The sequence below is a fragment of the Pseudalkalibacillus salsuginis genome, assembly GCF_021646685.1.
GTDB classification, from domain to species: domain Bacteria; phylum Bacillota; class Bacilli; order Bacillales; family Fictibacillaceae; genus Pseudalkalibacillus; species Pseudalkalibacillus salsuginis.
The window spans coordinates 209,785-229,183 of sequence record NZ_JAKJHW010000004.1; the positions used below are offsets into that span (position 1 = coordinate 209,785).

The window sequence follows — 19,399 nt, forward strand, 5'->3', positions numbered from 1 at the left end:
TCCGTATTAATGACGAATGAGAAAGGGGAGGAAGGATGTTAACAGGAATTAAAGCGGCGATCATAGGCGGCGATGCACGGCAGCTTGAAGTGATCAGAAAGCTGACAGCATTGAACGCAAGTCTTTATTTAGTCGGATTCGATCAACTGGACCATGGATTCACCGGCGCAACGAAAATGGATCTGGAAGACCTACCATTAAGTGAGGTGGATGCTTTGATCCTCCCTGTCAACGGCAGTGGACCGGGAGGAGAGATCGATACGATATTTTCGAACAAAAAAATAAAATTCACAGAAGAACTTTTACAAAAGACGAAACAGTCATGTACCGTTTTTTCTGGTATCACGAATCCTTATTTGACAAAATGTACATCGAATGCAAACAAAAAGCATATCAAATTATTCGAGCGCGACGATGTCGCTATCTATAATGCCATCCCTACCGTCGAAGGTACTATTATGATGGTTATACAGCATACAGATTTTACAATCCACCAATCCAATCTTATGGTATTAGGCTTCGGTCGTGTAGGGTTCACTGTAGCAAGGACGTTTGCTAATTTAGGGGCTAACGTTTCCGTAGGGGCCCGCAGATCTGAACATATCGCTCGAATAACAGAGATGGGCTTCAAACCATTTTATCTCGATGATTTAGAAAATGAAGTAGAATCGATCGATGTATGTATCAATACAATTCCAGCATCCATCATCACTTCCAATGTCATCTCGAAAATGCCATCTCATACTTTGATCATCGATCTTGCTTCCAAGCCTGGAGGTACAGATTTCCGTTTTGCTGAAAAAAGAGGGATCAAAGCATTGCTAGCACCTGGACTGCCGGGTATCGTCGCTCCGAAGACAGCCGGTAACATCATAGCGAATGTTTTGACGCAATTACTTATGGATGAAAGCAACTAAGAGGAAGGGGCAAGCAGAATGAAACTGGAGGGTAAACAGATAGGATTCGGTTTGACTGGTTCACACTGTACCTATGAGGCAGTAGTCCCTCAAATCAAAAAGCTAGTGGATTCAGGTGCCAACGTCATTCCATTTGTTACTTTTACAGTTCAAAACACGACAACGAGGTTTGGAGAAGGTGAAGACTGGATCAAGAAGTTAGGAGAAATCACGGGTAATGAAGTAGTCGATTCTATTGTCAAAGCGGAACCATTTGGACCCAAAACGCCTTTAGATTGTATGGTCATCGCTCCATTGACAGGAAATTCGATCAGTAAATTCGCCAATGCAATGACCGATTCGCCCGTATTAATGGCAGCAAAGGCGACAATGAGAAATTTGAACCCTGTCGTCCTAGGTATTTCCACGAACGATGGACTCGGTTTGAATGGTGTAAATATCATGCGATTGATGGCCGCAAAAAACATCTATTTCATACCTTATGGGCAGGATTCACCTCAAATTAAACCGAATTCGTTGGTTGCTCAAATGGATCTATTGTCAGAAACTGTAGAGGCGGCGTTAGATGGTCGGCAATTACAGCCTGTTTTACGTATATATGGATAAGTGTTATGGTTTCCATACAAAAGAATCTTTCTTTTAAAAAGAATTCTTACCTCTTCAATCAATGATATGGTAAAATAAATGACAATATGACCAAGAGATACAGGAGAAACCATGTTGTTTCTCCTTCTATCGTTTTTTGATAAGCGATTTTACAATTCATATAGTGTGATAATTCAGCCCTGTATACAGCTTCATGTTATGTTTTTAGTTAACCAGGTTTCGGTGAACCGATCCTGATAACTGGAAATGGACGGGGCTTGGAAACTAATATATAGAAAGATGAATTTTGAGGAGGGACATAACAATGGAATCAAACAAAGGATATCACGTTGCAGTTGTTGGAGCTACAGGAGCTGTAGGCCAGCAAATGCTCAAAACATTAGAAAAAAGAAACTTCCCAATCGCTTCTCTAAAATTATTAGCAAGTAAGCGATCTGCAGGTAAAACCATCCGCTTCAAAGGTGAAGAATACACGATTGAAGAAGCTGCACCAGATGCATTCGAAGGTATACAGGTCGCATTGTTTTCTGCGGGAGGATCGATTTCGAAAGAACTCGCACCAGAAGCAGCAAAAAGAGGTGCTGTCGTTGTCGATAATACAAGTGCCTTCAGGATGGATCCGAACACCCCGCTTGTTGTTCCTGAAGTTAATGAAGATGCGCTTCATTCCCATAACGGAATCATCGCCAACCCGAACTGTTCAACAATCCAAATGGTCGTTGCCTTAGAGCCGATCCGCAAGAAGTATGGATTGAAAAAAGTAATTGTTTCCACATATCAGGCGGTATCCGGGGCAGGGGCTAAAGCAATCAATGAGCTTAATGACCAGACTCGGGCAATTTTGGATGAAGAAGAATTCACACCGCAAGTCCTGCCGGTTGCTGGAGATGAAAAGCACTATCAAATCGCTTTTAATGCTGTTCCACAAATTGATAAATTCCAGGACAACGGTTTTACATTCGAAGAAATGAAAATGATCAATGAAACGAAAAAAATCATGAGCATGCAAGATCTTGAAGTAGCTGCTACGTGTGTACGTCTGCCGGTTGAGACCGGACATTCTGAATCTGTCTATGTAGAAATTGGGAATGACGATGTGACTGCCGAAGAATTGAAAGCACTATTGTCCGATGCTCAAGGAATACAGCTTCAGGATGATCCTTTACAACAGCTTTATCCGATGCCTGCTGATTGCGTTGGAAAAGATGATGTATTCGTAGGTCGTATACGTAAGGATCTTGACCGTCCGAACGGTTTCCATATGTGGGTCGTTTCTGATAACTTGCTGAAAGGTGCCGCATTGAATTCTGTACAAATCGCTGAAAGTCTCGTCAAACTTGATCTATTGAAATAAACTAGCGAGGTGCATCAATGAATATAGTTGTACAAAAATTCGGCGGGACATCTTTAAAAACCGAAGATGGACGGAATCGCGCCGTGCAACATGTATATAATACAGTTAATGAAGGAAAAAAAGTCGTAGTAGTCGTGTCTGCAATGGGCCGGAAAGGGGATCCATATGCAACTGACACACTTTTGAGTCTGATAACAGGAAATCCAACATCGATCAGCCCTAAAGAAACAGATCTCCTCATGTCTTGTGGAGAAGTGATTTCATCAGTCGTCCTTTCTAACTTGCTGAAGCAGAAGAACATCCAGTCATTAGCGTTCACTGGTGCAAAGGCAGGGTTCAAAACGAATGCCGAGCATACAAATGCTAAAATCGTAGAGATGGACTGTAAAAAAATCGTTGAAGCACTGGGAGAATTGGATGTGGTTGTCGTTGCCGGATTCCAGGGGCAATCGACAGAAGGGGATGTCACTACCCTTGGAAGAGGCGGCAGTGATACTTCTGCAGCGGCTCTCGGTGCTGCATTGAAAGCTGAAGTGATCGATATTTTCACGGACGTAGAAGGTGTCATGACTGCTGATCCACGTATCGTCAAGGCTGCACGACCTCTTGGTGTGGTCACATACAATGAGATATGTAACATGGCTTATCAAGGCGCTAAAGTGATCCACCCTAGAGCAGTAGAAATCGCGATGCAATCAGAAGTACCGATCCGGATCCGTTCGACTTATTCTGATCATGAAGGAACGTTGGTTACATCCTCTGCTGGGGGTGGAGCAGGAAGAGACATAGAGGACCGTTTGATTACCGGGATCGCCCACGTACCGAATGTTACTCAGATCAAAGTGCATGCGCCTGATGGAGATTATGATTTCCAATCTAAGATTTTCAAAGCGATGGCAGAGAAGCAGATCAGTGTCGACTTCATCAACATCAGCCCGCGCGGAGTGATCTATACGATCCATTCTACTTTGACAGATGAGGCGGTTACAATTTTGAAAGAGTTGGGTTATGATGCTGATGTCCAGCGTAATTGTGCAAAAATATCGGCGGTTGGTGCGGGTATCGCAGGGGTTCCGGGGGTAACTGCGAAAATTGTCGGCGCCCTTTCAAAACAAGGCATCAACATCCTGCAATCAGCTGACTCCCATACGACGATTTGGGTGCTCGTACAAGAAGAGGATATGATCAACGCTGTAAACGCACTTCATCAAGTGTTCGAACTAGAACAAGGCGATCGTATCTGATGCAGTCATAAGGAGGAGTATAGTAAGATGGACTTTGGAAAAGTATTGACCGCAATGGTCACTCCATTCGACCATAAGGGAAACATCGATTTCCAACGGACGACCAAGTTGGTCGAATACTTGATTAAGAATGGATCGGATGGTCTCGTTGTAGCGGGGACTACTGGAGAATCCCCTACACTGACGAAAGAAGAGAAGGTAGCACTATTCAAGCATGTCGTCAAAGTTGTTCAGAAACGTATTCCGGTAATTGCTGGGACCGGCAGCAATGATACTCATGCTTCGATCGAGTTGACAAAACAAGCTGAAGAAGCCGGCGCAGATGGAATCATGCTGGTGGCTCCATACTACAATAAACCGACCCAGCAAGGCCTTTACCTGCACTTTAAAACGATTGCTGAAGCAACAAGGCTTCCGATCATGCTATACAATGTGCCTGGCCGGACCGTCGTTAATATGACAGCCGATACCATCGTCAGGTTATCCGAAATCGATAACATTGTTTGTGTAAAAGAAGCAAGCGGTAACCTCGATCAGATAACTGAAATCATCGCGAGGACAAACGATGATTTCACCCTATACAGCGGGGATGACGCGCTTACGTTGCCAGTAATGGCTGTCGGCGGAAGTGGAATCGTTTCTGTCGCATCCCATGTGATCGGAAATGATATGCAAAAAATGGTTGAATCTTTCCTTGCCGGGAACGTGAAAGAGGCAGCTGCCATTCACGGAAAGCTTTTACCGATCATGAAGGAAATGTTTGCCGCACCAAGCCCGACACCAGTGAAAACGGCACTTCAAATTTCTGGTGTTGATGTCGGTGGTGTCAGACTACCCCTTGTTCCTTTGACGGAGCAGGAACGTGTCCGGTTGACATCATTATTGAACAACTATCATACAGTATGAAATCAGAAAGAGATTGACCTACTGCCGGTCGATCTCTTTTTTGCTTTCCGTCAGAATGGCAGATCTGTTCCACTTGTGGATGAACTATTGGATCAGGAAAAAATCGATGGATGGAAGTTGTCCTTGATAATGGATAGAATGATTCTGAATAAGACAATACTAAAGGGAAAGGAATGAATGTTGTGAAAGGAGTCCTCTATGAACGAGCAGCTGAACAACGAAAATAAAGATATAACACCATCTCAGCCAACTCAACCACAGAACCCGAATAAACAAGGCCAGGACAAGGATAACAACTCATCAAGCCTGGTCAATAAAATCCAGCAGATGGGACAGACGAACGTACCACAGATGGAGCAGTCGAATATCCATTGTATGACAATCGTCGGACAAATCGAAGGGCATGTTCAACTTCCTCCGAATAATAAGACGACCAAGTATGAACATATGATTCCCCAGTTGGTGGCCATAGAACAGAATACGAAAATAGAAGGTCTATTAGTCATACTCAACACAGTTGGTGGTGATGTGGAGGCTGGTTTGGCGATAGCGGAACTGATCGGGTCCCTATCGAAACCGACAGTGTGCCTGGTACTCGGCGGAGGCCATTCGATCGGAGTACCGATCGCTGTTGCAGGGGATTATTCATTCATCGCGGAAACAGCTACAATGACGATCCATCCTGTCCGATTGACTGGATTGGTGATCGGAGTACCTCAAACATTCGAGTACCTTGATAAGATGCAAGAACGGGTGATCAGTTTTGTAATGAGACATTCCAATATTACTGAAGAGAAATTCAAAGAATTGATGTTCTCGAAAGGAAACCTAACAAGGGATATTGGGACAAACGTTGTCGGGGACGATGCGGTAGCTTACGGATTGATCGATGAGGTCGGAGGACTCGGAAAAGCGATGAAGAAATTGTACGAACTCATCGAAGTAGATAAACCATCTGATAAAGAACAGGATTTGATCCAATGATCCTTTATACTTCCATGCCTAACGAATTGGTGTTCAACAATGCCGCTGAAAATTATGACAAGCATTCTATGATCGAAATGAATGGTGTCTCGATGATGGTCGAACACCTTGACGAGAACCAATGCAGGATCGTGAACCTGCTAAGTACAGATCCGTATCATTACCTGAATCCGAGTCTGCAGCCAGGAACCGTTTTGAAAAAGAGCTTCCACTACGATGAAAGTCCATCTAGTTCATAATAGTCCAGTATGATATAATAACACTACTTATAGTGGGTTGACCCTTAGGAGTTCGACTCGTTTAACACGGTTTTCTACAGTTCCTGATGTGTTAACACAGTCCTGCTCTTAAGACGGGTCAGCCCTTTTACAATACATAACGATAGACACCCATCACCGTATACATCCAGAAAAGTAAATGTCATGAGAGGTGGAAAAATGGCAAAACGTAAAAAAAAGAATAAAAAGTCGTCAGGTTGGAAATCTCAGCTTTCATTTGAAGTTTTCGGACTGTTATTGTTTGCGATGACTTTGATCGCAGCGGCTGAGTTCGGGAAAGTGGGTAATTTGTTCGCTGGTCTATTCCGCCTGTTTGGAGGAGAATGGTACGGGATCCTTTTGTTAGGTGTCTTTGTCCTATCCATATATATCATTTGGAAGCGTGCCTGGCCCCGTTTTTTCACGCGCCGTTTGAGTGGGGTGTACCTGTTCGTTCTCGGCCTTATGCTTCAAAGTCACGTCAAACTGTTCGATCTTCTTTCACGTAATGGAGAATGGGAAAATCCATCTGTGATCCAAAATACGTGGGAATTGTTTTTGCGCCAACAAGGAGCGGATGCAGGAACTTATGATTTGGGTGGAGGTATGATCGGTGCCTTTGGTTTTGCGTTCACCTATGTATTATTCGCACCCGAGGGGACACAAGTCATCATTTTCTTCATGTGGGTTATCGCAGTTTTGCTGATCACAGGGCTTTCCATGAATGATATACTCGCTAAAGTTGTTGCACCATTAAAAAAATTCATCTTGAATACATACAGTGATTGGAAGGATCATATCCAGAGCAGGAAAGAACAGAAAGAAGAAGAGCGTAAAAAAGAGCGGAAAACACGAGGCAAACGGACAACGAAAGATAAAAATGAAACTAAACCAGTCGAAGAATTTGAGGAGCAACCGTATTCTGAACCGATCATTGAAGATTTTACGGAAAACACATACCAAGAAGCATTCGAATTTGAAGAGTTGAAACAAAAAGAACTTCAAAGGAAAAATACTGAAAAAGAAAACCAAAAAACATCCAAGGCAAAAGAAGAGAAGGTTTCAGAAACTGGTGAAGTCGCTACTGGATTTTCCATAGCAGAAGTGGAAAATGAATCTTATGAGCTGCCACCGTATGATTTGTTGAGCCGTCCTGTCAAGTCAGGCCAGCATCGTGAAAGACAACATGTTTCAGAGAATACAAGAAAGCTTGAGCGGACGTTTGAAAGCTTCGGTGTCAAAGCCAAAGTAGTCAAGGTCCACTTAGGGCCTGCTGTTACAAAATATGAAGTACAGCCGGCTATCGGTGTAAAGGTCAGTAAGATCGTCAACCTGACCGATGACCTTGCCCTGGCACTTGCTGCCAAGGATCTGCGTATCGAAGCACCGATTCCTGGCAGATCAGCCATAGGTATCGAAGTACCGAATCAGGAAGTGTCAATGGTTTCATTAAGGGAAGTCGTCGATACGAAGCGCAATGATCTCAATGCCAAACTGAGCATCGGATTAGGACGTGATATTTCTGGGGAACCGATACTAGCAGACTTGAGCAAAATGCCGCATTTACTGATTGCAGGTGCGACAGGCAGTGGGAAGAGCGTATGTGTGAATGGCATTATCACAAGTATATTGATGAAAGCTAAACCTCATGAAGTGAAAATGATGATGATCGATCCAAAAATGGTCGAATTGAATATGTACAATGGCATCCCTCACCTGCTCGCACCCGTAGTCACAGAACCGAAGAAAGCGGCCCAGGCACTGAAACGGGTCGTCAATGAGATGGAACGCCGGTATGAATTGTTTTCCCATAGCGGGACTAGGAATATTGAAGGTTATAACAACATGATCAAACGGCAAAATGAAGATTCGGATGCAAAGCAGGCATTGTTGCCATATATCGTGGTCATCGTCGATGAATTAGCTGACCTGATGATGGTCGCTTCAGGGGATGTGGAAGATGCGATTACAAGATTGGCTCAGATGGCGCGTGCTGCAGGAATCCATTTGATCATCGCGACACAAAGGCCGTCAGTGGATGTCATCACAGGTGTCATCAAGGCGAACATCCCATCCAGGATTGCATTCAGTGTCTCATCTTCAACAGACTCAAGGACCATCCTTGATATGGGAGGAGCTGAAAAGCTGCTCGGTAAAGGGGACATGTTGTTTTTCCCGATTGGTGCTAATAAACCGACACGGGTTCAAGGCGCTTTTCTATCTGATGAAGAAGTACAACAGGTCGTCGATTTCGTTATCGGCCAGCAAAAAGCCAAGTATCAGGAGGAAATGATCCCTACTGATGAACCTGATCAAAAAGTCGAGGAAGTGGAGGATGAACTGTTTGATGATGCTGTCAATTTGATCGTTGATATGCAAACGGCTTCTGTCTCGATGCTGCAAAGACGTTTCCGCATAGGATATACAAGAGCTGCAAGACTGATCGATGCTATGGAAGCAAGAGGAATTGTCGGACCATATGAAGGAAGCAAACCAAGGGAAGTACTCATCTCTACTATTGATCAAGATGCCTCTTCCAGTTGAATGACCAATTGATAAAGGGTGACTAGAACAACGCTGATATGCTGTTCGGTCGCCCTTTCTCGCACTATAAGAAAGTATAAATATTTCAACTAAGGCTCAGCCGTCGCCCTAGGGCTTGGCTTTACCAAGTTTTCTTTGTTCAGATATGATGGATCTCAACAACTCGGGGTACAATCCCTACAAATTCAAAATTATTTCGACAACTAAATTTTATAGTCCATCAGTTTTTTATAACAAGTAGCATGTCATATTGAAACATTGTCGTAACATTTTTATATATAATGTAAAAATAGTATTTATTTATTTATGTAAAAATGATATAGTAATTGTCGAATATTGTTAAATAAAATAGATTAGAATGCAACATAGTTGGGGTGAAGATATATGACCATCAAAACGGACCATCGTCTATTATATTTACAAGTAATAGATCGATTGAAGAAAGATATCGAATCAGGTGTCTATCAAGAAGGGGAAAGACTTCCTAGCGAATTTGAACTTTCAAAACTTCTAGGGATCAGTCGTGCGACCCTTAGGGAGGCACTGCGGATCCTTGAAGATGAAAATGTTGTTGTAAGAAGACATGGTGTCGGGACCTTTGTACGTACCCGTGCTGTTTTTTCTTCTGGTATTGAGGAGCTTTTCAGCCTCACTGATATGATTAAACGAGGCGATAAGACACCAGGGACTATCTTTTTATCATCTGAAACAAGAGAAGTGATGGATGAAGATATCCAGCGATTTGATTTAACACCATCGGAAAAACTTGTAGTCGTGGAACGTGTCCGTACTGCAGATGGACAACCCGTTATCTATTGTCATGATCAGATTCCGGCCAAATTGATGCCGGTGAACTACAAATCCAAGGAAGAAGAATCTCTTTTCAATATACTGGAAAACGAGTCTAATAGCCGGGTCCTGTATGCAGTTGCCCATATCGAACCATTAGGCTACCATGACCGGATTTCCGAAGTTTTGGAGTGTCCTCCAGAATCATCCCTTCTTGTGTTGAAACAGATGCACTATGATCAGAATGACGATCCTGTCCTATACTCAGTGAATTATTTCAGGGCGGATAAATTTGACTTTCATGTGGTCAGACGTCGGGTGTGATAAGAGGCTCAAAATGGCACCTAAGTATAAACGGCGAATTTCTGCGTTACTCGGTTTTGTCGGTCCTCACGTATTACTGATATACGATCCGGTCCTTAAAACCTTCGTGCCTTGAACTTCTTGTTTCTAATTCGTCGCCATTTTGAACTTTAATTAGATAAGAGGTTCAAAATGGTACCTAAGGAGACCGGTACTTAAAAAAGGAACGTTGTTATGGTGGCGGTATTTTAAAAAAGCTTGTTGAATTTCGTGAAATAACTATTAAGTGATTTTTTATAAAGAGATTTAAGGAGGTGGTCGAGGAGATTGTTGGAAGCGCTTAGCTTTTAGAATTCAGTAAAATTTGAAAATATAACAAGGGGGAACTGTACGGAATGAAAAAGCGTTATGGGTTATTGATGTCTATGGTATTGGCTGCTGGAACTTTGCTTTCAGCTTGTGGAAGCGATGAAAGTGATTCAGGTTCAGGGGATAAAAAAGAGGACGGATTTAAAGTAGCAATGGTAACAGATACTGGCGGTGTTGACGATAAGTCGTTCAACCAATCTGCTTGGGAGGGCCTTCAAGAATTCGGTAAAGAAAATGACCTTGAAGAGAAGAAAGGTTACAATTATTTGCAATCTGAAAATCAAAGTGACTATCGCCCGAATTTGAACAGTTTGGTGCGTCAAAACTTTGATCTTATCTATGGGATTGGTTTCTTGATGCAGGAAGACATCCAGAAAGTAGCTGAACAACAAAAAGAAGCACAATTTGCACTCGTTGACAGCGTAGCAGTGGATGCGGATGGCAAGCCTCTTGAAAATGTTGCAAGCATCACGTTTAAAGAACATCAAGGATCTTTTCTTGTCGGACTTGTTGCAGGGCTTCAATCCAAGTCTAATAAAATCGGATTCATCGGTGGGGTAGAAAGCGAATTGATTTCAAAGTTTGAAAATGGTTTCAAGGCAGGTGTCCTTACAGCGAATCCGGATGCTGAAGTGACTGTCCAATATGCTGGTGATTTCAATGACGCTTCAAAAGGTGCCACAATCGCTTCTGCCCTTTACGGACAGGGTGTTGACGTGATTTATCATGCTGCAGGCGGAACGGGATCAGGAGTATTCACAGAAGCGATCAACCGTAAGAAGAACGGAGAAGATGTATGGGTGATCGGTGTTGACCGTGACCAATTTGAAGAAGGAATCTACGATAAAGGAAACAACAAGAGTGTGACATTGACTTCAATGGTAAAACGTGTAGACACTGCGGTATTTGAAGTCTCTACTCAAACAAAGGAAGGAAACTTCCCTGGTGGACAAATCGTGGAATTCGGACTTGAAGAAAATGGTGTCGGTATCGCTCCGACAGAAGATAACGTTTCCGAAGAATCACTGGAGATGGTTAGAGAATATAAAGAGAAAATCGTTTCTGGTGAGGTAGAAGTGCCTAAGACGGCTGAAGAGTTTGAGACTTTCAAAAGCGAGAAGTAATCATTATATCTATACAGAGGGGTTGACCCATAAGTCTTTGTGTCAACCCCTTTATTTTATGCTCTTAAGTGTAACAAAGGCATGTCGAAGTTCGACTGGACTCCCTTGTTACACTTAAGAGCACTCATAGGATGCAGCTGGGCGGTTCAGCAGCCTATGCGGACGGAACAACACAGTAGGAGTGATGACAGTTGGAATACGTCATTGAAATGCGGGATATCCGCAAAGAATTTCCGGGCATTGTTGCCAATGACAACATTACATTACAGGTTCAAAAAGGGGAAATTCACGCATTGTTAGGGGAAAACGGTGCAGGAAAATCCACCTTGATGAACGTTCTTTTTGGCCTTTACCAGCCTGAAAAGGGTGAAATCCATGTTCGTGGGGAAAAAGTGGAGATCACGGATCCGAATATCGCCAACAAATTGGGAATCGGTATGGTCCATCAACATTTCATGCTTGTGGAGAATTTTACGGTAACTGAGAATATCGTCCTTGGTCAGGAGCCGAGGCGACGGGCCCAGGTCGATATCAAATCTGCTGCAAAGAAAGTTGAAGAGATTTCAAGGCAGTATGGTTTACGAGTCGATCCGCATGCAAGAATCGAGGATATTTCCGTCGGAATGCAGCAACGTGTTGAAATTTTAAAAACGTTGTATCGTGGTGCAGATATCCTGATTTTCGACGAACCGACCGCAGTATTGACGCCACAAGAAATCAAAGAACTGATACAAATCATGAAGCGTCTTATTGCAGAAGGAAAATCGATCATCTTAATCACTCATAAATTAAAAGAAATCATGGAGGTTTGCCATCGTTGTACAGTCATCCGTCGAGGTAAAGGGATCGGAACTGTGAATGTTGCGGATACGAATCGTGAGGAGTTGGCTTCCATGATGGTCGGCCGGGACGTTTCATTCACTACCAAGAAAGAAAAAGGAAATCCGCAACAGGAAGTCCTTGAAATCAAAAACCTTGTTGTACAGGATTCTCGAGGCATCTCAGCAGTCAAGGGTCTGGATTTAACCGTTCGGGCTGGAGAAATCATCGGGATTGCCGGAGTCGATGGGAATGGACAGACTGAATTGATCGAAGCGATTACGGGCTTACGTAATGCGGAAAGCGGAGAAATCCATTTGAATGGAAAAGAGATCACCAACCTTAAACCACGTAAAGTGACTGAATCGGGGTTAGGCCATATTCCCCAAGATCGTCATAAACATGGACTTGTCCTTGATTTTTCAATCGGTGAAAATATGGTCCTGCAAACGTATTATCAAGAACCTTACTCAAAATACAAACAAATCAAGGCGCCGCAAATTTTCAAAAAAGCAAACCAGTTGATCGACCAATTTGATGTCCGCACCCCTAGTGTGCATACCGAAGCCAGGGCTTTGTCTGGCGGGAATCAACAGAAGGCGATCATTGCTCGTGAAGTCGACCGGAGTCCGGATCTGTTAATAGCAGCACAGCCTACACGGGGTCTCGACGTTGGTGCAATCGAATTCATACATTCCAAACTTATTGAAGAACGTGATGCAAATAAAGCCATCCTGCTCCTTTCATTCGAATTGGATGAAATCATGAATGTCAGCGACCGTATTGCTGTCATTTATGAAGGGAAGATCATTGCGATCGTCGACCCGCAAGAAGTGACGGAGCAAGATTTAGGTTTATTGATGGCTGGATCCAAACGGACAGGGAAGGAGGAGAACTAAGTGAGGCTGCAACAAATTTTATTCAAGTTAAGCGTTCCTGTCATTGCAGTTGCGCTTGGTCTTCTCGTCGGTGGAATCATCATGGTATCAAGTGGTTATGATGCATTCTATGCCTATTCATCCTTGTTCAGTGTCATTTTTACAGATCCTTATTATATCGGTGAAACCGTAAGACAAATGTCTCCATTGATTATGTCCGGTTTAGCAGTTGCCTTTGCTTTCAGAACAGGACTATTCAATATTGGGGTAGAGGGGCAACTGTTAGTTGGTTGGTTGGCCTCTGTGTATATCGGCATAACGGTAGAAGGCGTCCCTGCTTTTATCCATGTTCCCCTTGCGATCCTTGCAGCGGCAGCAGCGGGAGCGTTATGGGGCGTTGTCCCTGGATATTTGAAAGCGAGATTCAGAGTGCATGAAGTCATCACGACAATCATGATGAACTATATTGCTTTACATGTGACGAATTCAATCATCCGGAATCATCTGTTGGCTCCAGGTGAACGTACGGAAGACATTCAATCTTCTGCATCATTATCTTCATTGTTTTTACAAGAGATTACCGACTTTTCCAGATTGCATTACGGAATCCTTTTTGCCATATTAGCAGCAGTATTGATGTGGTACCTGTTATGGAAGACAACGACAGGCTACGAACTTCGTGCAGTCGGATTCAACCAGCATGCCTCCAACTATGCAGGTATCAATGTACAGAAGAACATCATTCTCTCGATGTGCATTTCTGGCGGTTTTGCTGGTGTAGCAGGGGCGATGGAAGGCCTTGGTACGTATCAATATATGACCATCAACGCAGCATTTTCTGGCGTCGGGTTCGACGGAATCGCTGTAGCACTATTAGGAGCGAACAGTGCCATCGGCATCATCCTAGCCGCAGGTCTATTTGGAGGACTTAAAATCGGAGCTCTGAATATGCAAGCGATGGCCCAGGTGCCGCCTGAGTTGATTACGATTGTCATTGCTCTCATCATCTTCTTCGTAGCTTCAAGTTATCTTGTTCACTGGCTGCGGAACCGCATTAACAAAAGGGGGAAAATCTAGATGGGTCTATTGCAAATATTAGAAATCATCATACCGACAGCCATCTTTGCTGCCGCCCCTTTGATTCTGACTGCACTCGGTGGCGTATTCAGTGAACGGTCTGGTGTCGTGAACATCGGATTGGAAGGCCTCATGATGATGGGTGCCTTCATCGGAGCAGTGTTCACTTTTTATGGAGAGACCTGGGGATTGGGTGGTGCATCACCATGGTTTTCGTTCTTGGTTGCAATCCTGATCGGTGCCGTTTTCTCTTTGCTGCATGCGGTGGCGAGTATTTCGTTCCGCGCTGACCAGGTTGTCAGTGGTGTCGCCTTGAACTTTTTGGCTGCTGGTTTGACGATTTTCCTCGTCAAGAAAATATTTGACGCAGGTCAGACACCTTATCTGAATGAACGGATTTTCAAATCAGACATACCCTTTCTTTTCGATATTCCAATCATCGGACCATTATTATTCGGTGATGCCTATATCACTTCATACCTGGCGGTTGCTCTAGCTTTCGTAGTCTGGTTCATCGTCTTTAAAACACCATTCGGACTTCGTTTGAGAGCTGTTGGTGAACATCCGATGGCCGCCGATACGATGGGGATCAATGTAGCGAAGATGCGTTATGTCGCAGTCATGCTCAGCGGGGCGTTCGCAGGACTGGGAGGTGCAGTGTATGCGACTTCAATCAGCGGAAACTTCACTCATTCGACAATTGCAGGCCAAGGCTTCATGGCCCTTGCTGCGATGATTTTCGGTAAGTGGCATCCACTTGGTGCATTAGGTGCGGCATTGTTCTTCGGTTTTGCACAATCATTGAGTATTACAGGACAACAGATTCCATTGCTGAAAGAAATTCCACATGTCATCTTGCTCATATCTCCATATGTGTTGACAATCCTTGCATTGGCTGGATTTGTCGGCAGAGCGGATGCACCGAAAGCAATCGGTAAACCATACGAAAAAGGAAAACGATGATCTTTAGAGAACTTCTCATAGTATGAGGAGTTCTTTTTTAAAAAGGGAGGAAAGTATAAAAGTTTTTTTCGAAGATGGAATGTCTAGCTCCAACGCCCAACCACTTGGATCACTTCAGTCTTCCTGCGGCGGCGAAAGCCTCCTCGTCGGACTTCCAGTGACCTTCATGGCTGACCAGGGCGTTTGCGCTTTTCTTGATGTCTGGCTCCAACGCCCAACCACTTGGATCACTTCAGTCTTCCTGCGACGGCGAAAGCCTCCTCGTCGGACTTCCAGTGACCTACGTGGCTGACCAGGGCGTTTGCGCTTTTCTTGATGTCTAGCTCCAACGCCCAACCACTTGGATCACTTCAGTCTTCCTGCGGCGGCGAAAGCCTCCTCGTCGGACTTCCAGTGACCTACGTGGCTGACCAGGGCGTTTGCGCTTTTCTTGATGTCTGGCTCCAACGCCCAACCACTTGGATCACTTCAGTCTTCCTGCGGGGCGAAAGCCTCCTCGTCGGACTTCCAGTGACCTTCGTGACGATATACAGGTTGCTTCCGCTTTTCTTTCGCCTGCTGAAAGGGAGTGAATTCCGCAGTAATGAAAAAATACCGAAGCCTTAATTATATGATGGATATTTTGCTTGCAATCTGTTATAAAATGCCGTTGAAGAGTATTATAATGTAGAGTGTTTCATGTTTCGATACGGATTAGGGTAAACTAGTGAGTGAAAACTTGGCAAAGGAGAGGTTGAAGATATGACAAAGACGAAAGAACCTCGAATCATACCTACTGAAGGGTATACACTGCATCTGGTAGAAACGGAAAAATATAAAACGACGACGATCTCCATCCAAATAAAAAGGAAGATTGAAGAAGAAAACGTAACAAAACGATCATTATTGGCTCAAGTCCTGAAGTCTGGAACGAAATCCTATCCTTCTTCACTACATATCCATCGTCTTTTAGAAGATATGTATGGTGCTGGATTCGTTACATCAATCGCCAAAAAAGGTGATTATCAGATCATCACGATCCGTATGGATGTTTCAAATGAAAAATTTCTTCTGGACAACACACAACTGCTTGAACAGTCCCTGGATTTCTTAGCTGAAGTATTGCTATATCCATTGAATGATGGAACAAAATTCGATGAAAGCAATGTGAAAAAGGAAAAGAGGGTACTTAAACAGAAAATCCAATCGATATATGATGATAAAATGCGTTTTGCGAACAAACGGCTTGTCGAAGAAATGTTCAAAGGCCAGTCATATGCACAGCATGCATTCGGAAAAGAAGAAGAGGTCGAGTCGATTACGGCTGAAGAATTGTTCGATTATTATAAAGACGTGATTGAAAAAGATGAAATTGATATTTATATAATCGGGGATATCAATGGTGAAGAAGTAGGACGAAAAGTCCAATCCAGCCTCCGGCTTAATGAACGTATCAATACAGATGAAGCACCAGTCCAGGAAGTTACTGCTAGACACCAGGAAAATGTCGTTTTTGATGAACAGGATGTCAAACAAGGAAAGCTTCATATCGGTTACCGGACCTCAATAACGTTTGCAGATCCTGAATACTACGCCATTCAAGTATTCAATGGAATCTTCGGTGGATTTTCTCATTCGAAATTGTTCCTCAATGTACGTGAGAAAGCAAGCCTTGCGTATTATGCCGTTTCGAGAATCGAAAGTCATGTCGGTGCCCTATTCGTCATGTCAGGCATTGAATTCAAAAATTACGAAAAAGCCGTATCCATCATCAAAGAGCAAATGGATCACATGAAGAGTGGCGATATAACAGATTCAGAACTTTCTCAGACCAAAGAAATGATACGTAATCAGCTTCTCGAGTCTGTTGATAACCCGAACAGCTGGGTCGATCTGCTTTATCATTCCAGAGTCGCTGGTATACGTCGATCCATTGATGAGTGGATCGAGGGCATCCAGGCTGTCACGATGGAAGATATCCGGAATGTAGCGGATACAGTAACATTAGATACGATCTATTTCCTTAAAGGGGAGGGTCAAAAGTAATGAATGAATCCTACTACGATCAACTGAAAGAAACCTTATACTCGGAGACGCTGGATAATGGCTTGCACGTTTATATTTTACCGAAGGAAGGTTTTAACAAAACGTATGCAACCTTTACAACGAAATACGGTTCTGTCGATAACCATTTCACTCCGCTAGGCTCGGATAAGCCGGTGAAGGTACCAGACGGAATTGCTCATTTTCTAGAGCATAAATTGTTTGAAAAAGAGGACGGGGATGTATTCCAGGACTTCAGCAAGCAAGGGGCTTCTGCGAACGCTTTCACATCGTTTACTCGGACCGCCTACCTTTTTTCAAGTACTTCAAATGTAAAAGAAAATCTGAAGACACTGATCGATTTTGTCCAAGCGCCTTATTTTACCGAAAAGACTGTGGAAAAAGAAAAAGGGATCATCGGGCAAGAAATCGAGATGTATGATGATAATCCAGATTGGCGTGTTTATTTCGGTGTGATCGAGAATATGTTCCATCGACACCCAGTCAAAATCGATATTGCCGGAACAATATCTTCCATTGCCAAAATCTCAAAAGATTCTCTCTATACATGCTATGAGACGTTTTACCATCCCAGCAACATGCTGCTGTTCGTCGTCGGTAATGTCGTTCCAGAAGAAATCATAAGTCTTGTGAAGGAAAATCAGAGCGGAAAAGAATTTACGCCACCAGAAAAAATCGAGCGTTTTTTTGAAGAAGAACCACCTGAAGTTGCAAAAAAGAAATCGGTCATCAAAATGACTGTGCAAACTCCGAAGTGTATGGTCGGATTTAAACAGGCCACACCTAAGCGGTTTGGGGATGAACGGCTCAAGTACGAATTAGGGATGAATCTTCTCCTTGATTATCTCTTCGGTCAAAGCTCAGAAAATTATGAAGAGTTGTATACGGAAGGCTTGATCGATCAATCGTTCTCATTCGATTATACCGAAGAAACAGAATTCGGCTTCTCGCTTATCGGCGGGGAAACGAGTGATCCAGATCGACTGACTGATCGGATATTCGAGATGATCGAAGCGACCAAATCAAAAGGGATCGATACAGAAGCTATTGACCGCCTGAAGAAAAAGAAGATGGGAAGTTTCCTAAGATCGATGAATTCACCCGAATATATTGCAAACCAGTTCACTCGTTTCCAATTTGGTGATATGAATTTGTTTAAGGTCGTTGAAATGTACGACAAAATAACAACTGAAGATCTTCAGAACATACTGAATGATCATTTTAAAGAAAAGGCCTTCACGAGCTGCCAGATACGACCGAAAAACAGTTAAGAACACAATGATAGGGAGACTGGCTAAAAAGTCAGTCTCTACTTTATGTTTCGGTACGAATTTATCGGTGCAGATTAAAAATATATCGGAGCAAACTTCAATTTAATCGGTGCAAATTAGCAATTTATCGGTGCTATTCTTGATTTTATCGGTGATTTGCTCATTCAACACAATTTCATATGGGGGGATGCAATATGAAAAACTATGCACTAGTGACTGGCGCCAGTGGGGAAATCGGACAAGCGATTGCAAGGGAAATGGCGGCCCAGGGATATAACCTTTACCTGCACTATTTCCGGAACAAGCATGCAGTCGAAAAGCTGCAAATCGAATTTTCCTCAATTATCGAATGTAAGTTGATCAAGGCAAATCTGGCAGTCCAAGAAGGACCTCGAATGTTAGCTGAACAGATTAAGACGCCGATCGATGTATTTATTTATAATTGCGGGAGTTCACATACTGGACTGATTACAGATGTATCCGAAAAGGAACTCGATGGTATGGTACAGCTCCAGTTGAAAAGCCCATTCCAGCTCATCCAACAACTTTTGCCGTCAATGATTGAAAGGAAGAAAGGGTCGATTGTCATGATCACCTCCATTTGGGGACAGACGGGGGCATCCTGTGAAGTACTCTATTCGATGGTCAAGGGTGGCATGAACACAATGGTCAAGGCCTTGTCGAAAGAATTGGCTCCTAGTGGAATCCGAGTCAATGCAGTAGCACCTGGTATCATTTCGACAAAAATGAATGAACATCTGTCTGAAAAGGAGCTTGAAGAGATCTCAGAAGAAATTCCGCTCGGGAGATTTGGACTCCCTGAAGAAGTCTCTGATGCAGTCGGTTATTTGGTATCCAAAAAATCTTCTTATGTCACTGGGCATATCCTTCCTGTCAATGGCGCCTGGTATTGTTAAAAATGGATGCATAATTTTCATCTTCATGAGAAAA

Annotated in this window: 16 protein-coding genes; all 16 read left to right on the plus strand. The window is 43.4% G+C overall.

Annotated features, from left to right (window positions below; translation table 11 throughout):
• Window positions 1–35 precede the first annotated feature (35 nt).
• The 16 genes from dpaA (at window position 36) to ymfI (ending at window position 19,365) form a co-directional block, all read left to right on the plus strand.
• Complete coding sequence (dpaA, locus tag L1611_RS12885; RefSeq protein ID WP_236313801.1) at window positions 36–917, plus strand: dipicolinic acid synthetase subunit A; 882 nt, start codon at window positions 36–38, stop codon at window positions 915–917.
• Window positions 918–935: 18 nt separating this feature from the next.
• Window positions 936–1,523, plus strand: a complete 588-nt coding sequence (gene dpaB, locus L1611_RS12890; RefSeq protein ID WP_236313802.1) for a dipicolinate synthase subunit B — start codon at window positions 936–938, stop codon at window positions 1,521–1,523.
• 304 nt (window positions 1,524–1,827) lie between these two features.
• The gene (gene asd, locus L1611_RS12895) at window positions 1,828–2,877 is read left to right on the plus strand and encodes an aspartate-semialdehyde dehydrogenase (RefSeq protein ID WP_236313803.1); all 1,050 of its coding nucleotides are present in this window, start codon (window positions 1,828–1,830) and stop codon (window positions 2,875–2,877) included.
• Between the two features lie 17 nt (window positions 2,878–2,894).
• A complete protein-coding gene (gene dapG, locus L1611_RS12900; protein ID WP_236313804.1) occupies window positions 2,895–4,121 on the plus strand; it encodes an aspartate kinase in 1,227 nt (408 codons plus the stop codon).
• Window positions 4,122–4,148: 27 nt separating this feature from the next.
• Window positions 4,149–5,027: a 4-hydroxy-tetrahydrodipicolinate synthase gene (dapA, locus tag L1611_RS12905; protein ID WP_236313805.1), complete on the plus strand. Its 879-nt coding sequence runs from the start codon at window positions 4,149–4,151 to the stop codon at window positions 5,025–5,027.
• A gap of 198 nt (window positions 5,028–5,225) precedes the next feature.
• Window positions 5,226–6,011, plus strand: coding sequence for a ClpP family protease (locus L1611_RS12910; RefSeq protein WP_236313806.1), 786 nt, complete (start codon window positions 5,226–5,228; stop codon window positions 6,009–6,011).
• Window positions 6,008–6,250, plus strand: coding sequence for a YlzJ-like family protein (locus tag L1611_RS12915; protein ID WP_236313807.1), 243 nt, complete (start codon window positions 6,008–6,010; stop codon window positions 6,248–6,250). Before L1611_RS12910 ends, L1611_RS12915 begins: the two co-directional genes overlap by 4 nt.
• A 198-nt stretch (window positions 6,251–6,448) precedes the next feature.
• On the plus strand, window positions 6,449–8,812 hold the full coding sequence (locus L1611_RS12920) for an FtsK/SpoIIIE family DNA translocase (protein WP_236313808.1): 2,364 nt from the start codon (window positions 6,449–6,451) through the stop codon (window positions 8,810–8,812).
• A gap of 384 nt (window positions 8,813–9,196) precedes the next feature.
• Window positions 9,197–9,925 (plus strand): GntR family transcriptional regulator, encoded by a 729-nt coding sequence (locus tag L1611_RS12925; RefSeq protein ID WP_236313810.1) that lies wholly within the window; start codon window positions 9,197–9,199, stop codon window positions 9,923–9,925.
• 374 nt (window positions 9,926–10,299) lie between these two features.
• Window positions 10,300–11,397: a BMP family lipoprotein gene (locus L1611_RS12930; RefSeq protein ID WP_236313812.1), complete on the plus strand. Its 1,098-nt coding sequence runs from the start codon at window positions 10,300–10,302 to the stop codon at window positions 11,395–11,397.
• Window positions 11,398–11,588: 191 nt separating this feature from the next.
• Window positions 11,589–13,115, plus strand: a complete 1,527-nt coding sequence (locus L1611_RS12935; protein ID WP_236313814.1) for an ABC transporter ATP-binding protein — start codon at window positions 11,589–11,591, stop codon at window positions 13,113–13,115.
• 6 nt (window positions 13,116–13,121) lie between these two features.
• A complete protein-coding gene (locus tag L1611_RS12940; RefSeq protein ID WP_322972555.1) occupies window positions 13,122–14,171 on the plus strand; it encodes an ABC transporter permease in 1,050 nt (349 codons plus the stop codon).
• Window positions 14,172–15,134: an ABC transporter permease gene (locus tag L1611_RS12945; RefSeq protein ID WP_236313816.1), complete on the plus strand. Its 963-nt coding sequence runs from the start codon at window positions 14,172–14,174 to the stop codon at window positions 15,132–15,134.
• A gap of 741 nt (window positions 15,135–15,875) precedes the next feature.
• Window positions 15,876–17,159 (plus strand): EF-P 5-aminopentanol modification-associated protein YfmF, encoded by a 1,284-nt coding sequence (gene yfmF / locus L1611_RS12950; protein WP_236313818.1) that lies wholly within the window; start codon window positions 15,876–15,878, stop codon window positions 17,157–17,159.
• Window positions 17,159–18,448: an EF-P 5-aminopentanol modification-associated protein YfmH gene (gene yfmH / locus L1611_RS12955; RefSeq protein ID WP_236313820.1), complete on the plus strand. Its 1,290-nt coding sequence runs from the start codon at window positions 17,159–17,161 to the stop codon at window positions 18,446–18,448. Before yfmF ends, yfmH begins: the two co-directional genes overlap by 1 nt.
• Before the next feature lie 194 nt (window positions 18,449–18,642).
• The gene (ymfI, locus tag L1611_RS12960; RefSeq protein ID WP_236313821.1) at window positions 18,643–19,365 is read left to right on the plus strand and encodes an elongation factor P 5-aminopentanone reductase; all 723 of its coding nucleotides are present in this window, start codon (window positions 18,643–18,645) and stop codon (window positions 19,363–19,365) included.
• Window positions 19,366–19,399: the final 34 nt, after the last annotated feature.